Source organism: Desulfobacterium sp. N47 (assembly GCF_051233685.1).
Classification (GTDB): Bacteria; Desulfobacterota; Desulfobacteria; order Desulfobacterales; family RPRI01; genus RPRI01.
In genome coordinates this window covers 1-3,555 of sequence record NZ_JBAMMY010000215.1, presented here as the reverse complement: position 1 = coordinate 3,555, position 3,555 = coordinate 1, and the positions used below count along the sequence as shown (strand labels likewise).

The 3,555-nt window shown below is 42.0% G+C and carries 3 protein-coding genes; all 3 read left to right on the top strand.

All coding sequences use genetic code 11. The features are described 5' to 3' along the window. Positions 1 to 112: 112 nt before the first annotated feature. The 3 genes from VXK47_RS14080 (at position 113) to VXK47_RS14070 (ending at position 3,445) form a co-directional block, all read left to right on the top strand. Complete coding sequence (locus tag VXK47_RS14080; RefSeq protein WP_435549422.1) at positions 113 to 571, top strand: polysaccharide deacetylase family protein; 459 nt, start codon at positions 113 to 115, stop codon at positions 569 to 571. After that, on the top strand, positions 572 to 1,684 hold the full coding sequence (locus tag VXK47_RS14075) for a glycosyltransferase family 4 protein (protein ID WP_435549421.1): 1,113 nt from the start codon (positions 572 to 574) through the stop codon (positions 1,682 to 1,684). It abuts the gene before it with no gap. Positions 1,685 to 1,825: 141 nt separating this feature from the next. Next, positions 1,826 to 3,445 carry an alginate lyase family protein gene (locus VXK47_RS14070; protein WP_435549420.1) on the top strand — a complete coding sequence of 540 codons (1,620 nt, stop codon included), beginning with the start codon at positions 1,826 to 1,828 and terminating at the stop codon, positions 3,443 to 3,445. Positions 3,446 to 3,555: the final 110 nt, after the last annotated feature.

The window sequence follows — 3,555 nt, the reverse complement described above, 5'->3', positions numbered from 1 at the left end:
TCCAAGAAGAGTACTACTTTAATTTTCGTTTTTTCAACAACTGTGCGATATATCCAATAATTATGTCAAAGAGCAAAAAGCTGCCACCGGACCGGATACCGCTGGCAGCTTGATGGCTTTAAACTTTGGACTCTCAAGATACAAACATTCTGACGAAAAAGAATACCCGACACCTGCTGCATTATCTATTCAGCAACTTAATGATTTTACAGCTTCTTATGGTTCAGTTGGATCTCACACTTTTTTCCACCCTCTTTTGGATCGTTGCGAATCGGATGTCGGTTTTAGCGAGTGTCTTGACTCGCGAAAACGTTTAGAAGAATTGACCGGCAAGCCGGTTGTCCATTTTGCCTTGCCTAACGGAAACGGCAATGAAAATACCATGGTCTGGGTACGTCGATCAGGCTATCATTCATGCAGGACAATAACTCCGGGTTGGGTAACTCCGAAAACTTCACCATTTCTTCTTCCATGTTTTGGGGTTTCAGATAAAGCTGATATCTATAAAGCTGCAATCCAGGTATGTGGTTTATGGGATTTTTTTAAAATTTTAAAAAATAAGCTGTTATAAATGAAAATACTGTTAAATACCCCGGATATGAGGCTTATAGGCGGTGTGGCAGCTTTTTGCACTACGCTTAAAAATAATCTAAAATGTGATACTGATATTTTTATATCGGGGCCACGAGATAAATCAAACTCTAAAACCAATACGCTACTGCGTATGCTGATGGATTATGTGAAATATTTCATCATAATGGCAGGAAAACAATATGATGTTGTCCACATTAATCCTTCTTTCAGAGTTCGGTCGCTGATAAGAGATGCCGGATTTGTTCTTTTGGCAAAGTGTTTTCGAAAAAAAGTAGTTGTTTTCATACATGGCTGGGATATGGATCTGGAACAAAGGCTACGGCAAAGGTGGCTATGGCTGTTTCGTTGGGCCTATTTCCATACCGATGCCTTCGTGGTATTAGCTAACGACTTTAGGAAGCGGCTGCAATCTATGGGTTATGCTGGCCCGGTTTATCTTGGAAGAACAGCAATCGATAACTCATTACTTTCCTTTTTTGAATGCAATGAGTTATCAAATTATCGTTCAAATGGGTCTTTTAATATCCTTTTTCTTTCCCGCATAGTAAAAGAAAAAGGAATTATTGAAGCTTTGGAAAGCTATGCTATTCTGAAATCAAAAAATCCTAATGTGAAAATGACAGTGGCCGGAGATGGCAAAGGATTGGAAGAGGCAAAAAAACTTGTAACCGATCAAAAGATAGCAGATGTTCAATTCGTCGGTTATGTAACTGGTGAAGACAAGGCAAAGGTCTTTCGAAACGCGGACTGTTATTTGTTTCCATCCTATGAAGAAGGCATGCCTATTTCTGTGATAGAGGCCATGGCTTTCGGGTTGCCTGTTATAACAAGGCCCGTGGGCGCTCTGGCGGATTTTTTTGAAAACGGCATTATGGGATATCTGACTGAAAGCAAGTCTCCAGAGCTGCTGGCCGATCTGGTGAAGAAACTGATTGATGATCCTGTCCTCTGCGATAAAATGAGCCGGTATAACCGGCAATATGTAAGTGAGCATTTTAGCGCAGCATTTGTTGCCGCATATATCAAGACTATATATTCCGATATCCTCAACTCAAATCGCGTAGGGATAGTAACCCGGCAAGACCTTTAAAAATTGTTTAACACATTTATCCTTATTGCCGCGGCAAGCTTTAACATTCTCGAATTTCACAGGCCCGGGCAAATTTTTTTAATACAGTTCGCCATCTGAAGCAAGACCACATATTTAATGCCTTCTTTAAAAGAGTATATAATGCGGCTGAAAAGAGCTTCCATGGCGGAAGTTTTTTATCGTGCAAAACACCGTATTGAAAATAAACAGCTCAGAAGAAGAGCTTTTAGTGAAGGCTTGACTCTTCCTGTTCCCTGTATTCCGCGTGATGATTGGGCCGGTCTCTTGATGCCCGATATCCAGGTAGGCGTGGATTCGATTGAACCGGAAGAATTATTAAAAGGGAAGATATACACGTTAAATACCGGTGAGGATTCGATCGGACAATTTGAAACCCGATGGAGAAATATTTTTTCCGGGGACATCAAATATAACGGCGCTCTTGCTGATATAAGAGCAATATGGGAGCCGGCCCGGCTGCAGCACCTGGCTAAGTTGATCATAGCCGGGCAGATATCTCAACCAAAGGATGTTTCACGAATTGAAAAGGCGATCAGGGACGGAATCCTAGATTGGCTTGAAAAAAATCCCTTTTTGCTGGGCCCCCATTACATCTCACCTATGGAATGCGGACTGAGGCTGCCTGTATTTGTTTATGCCCTGATCACCCGGAACCATTGGAGCGATGAGGATCGTGACATGCTTCTGGACGCTGTCTACAAGCACGGGTGGTGGGTGGCCGGGCGTCTGTCTCTTTATGCTTCCCTTGGCAACCACACAATATGTGAAAGCATAGGGTTGATATTTGCTGGGGCGGTATATCGAAAAACCGCAGAAGGCAAAAAATGGCTTGAAAAAGGCATCTCTCTTTTACAACAGGAATTGTCTCACCAGGTGATGGAGGATGGAGGACCTAACGAGCAGTCCTTCAATTATCACCGGTTTGTTCTGGATCTTTACCGGCTTGCAGCTGGCTTTCTTGAAAAAAACGGTCTTTACGATTGTACTTTATGGAAGCCGCGTCTTACAAAGGGAGAAAACTTTTTGAAGACATTTATGGATGCATCCGGAAATGTCCCATCCATCGGCGACAGCGATGACGGATATGCGCTTGCCCCTTGTGTTTATCCGAAGAGGGGTGATGATGATTTTATGGAGACGCGGCCATGTGTAACTTTTCCGGAAAGCGGTTATACTGTTATCCAAAGTGCGAAAAGACTTCTGTTTACTTTTGATCATGGTTCTCTGGGTATGGCCCCTTTGTATAACCATGGACATGCGGATGCCCTTTCTATAAGCCTTTCCGTGGCTGGCGAACAAGTGCTCGTTGATTCCGGTACATACCGGTATAATGGTGAGCCTGAATGGAGACGCTATTTCAAAGGAACACGGGCACACAACACAGTTAATATTGATGGTGCGGATCAGGCTGTTCAGGAAACCGGTTTCATCTGGAGCCATCCCTATAAGGCTGAGTTGTTGAGCATAATTGAAAAAAATGGATCGATTATCCTTGAGGCCGGCCATGACGGTTACGCACGGCTCAAACATCCGGTTTATCATAAACGAACTGTTATTCTGCTTGATGCTTCCTGCTTTGTGATAAGGGATCTGTTTTCCGGTAAAGGAAATCATAACTTTGAACTCAATTTTCACCTTCATCCCGATGCATCGGTTCAATCAGAGGATGCCTGGCTTAGTATCAGAAAAAATAATGCTAAGGTCAATACTGATGGTCTCGTAAAAAGTAACATTTTATAACACATTGAATTATTTTATTATTTATAAAGTTTTCTCTTGACTTTTATTTCTTTAATTTATATATATAATTAACAGAATCAAATGGTTAAGAGGAATATTATGATACATAT

Excerpts from the sequence above, each read along its gene's own strand:
- VXK47_RS14080 (WP_435549422.1), top strand. The coding sequence starts at position 113 with ATGGCTTTAAACTTTGGACTCTCAAGATACAAACATTCTGACGAAAAA.
- VXK47_RS14075 (WP_435549421.1), top strand. The coding sequence starts at position 572 with ATGAAAATACTGTTAAATACCCCGGATATGAGGCTTATAGGCGGTGTG.
- VXK47_RS14070 (WP_435549420.1), top strand. The coding sequence starts at position 1,826 with ATGCGGCTGAAAAGAGCTTCCATGGCGGAAGTTTTTTATCGTGCAAAA.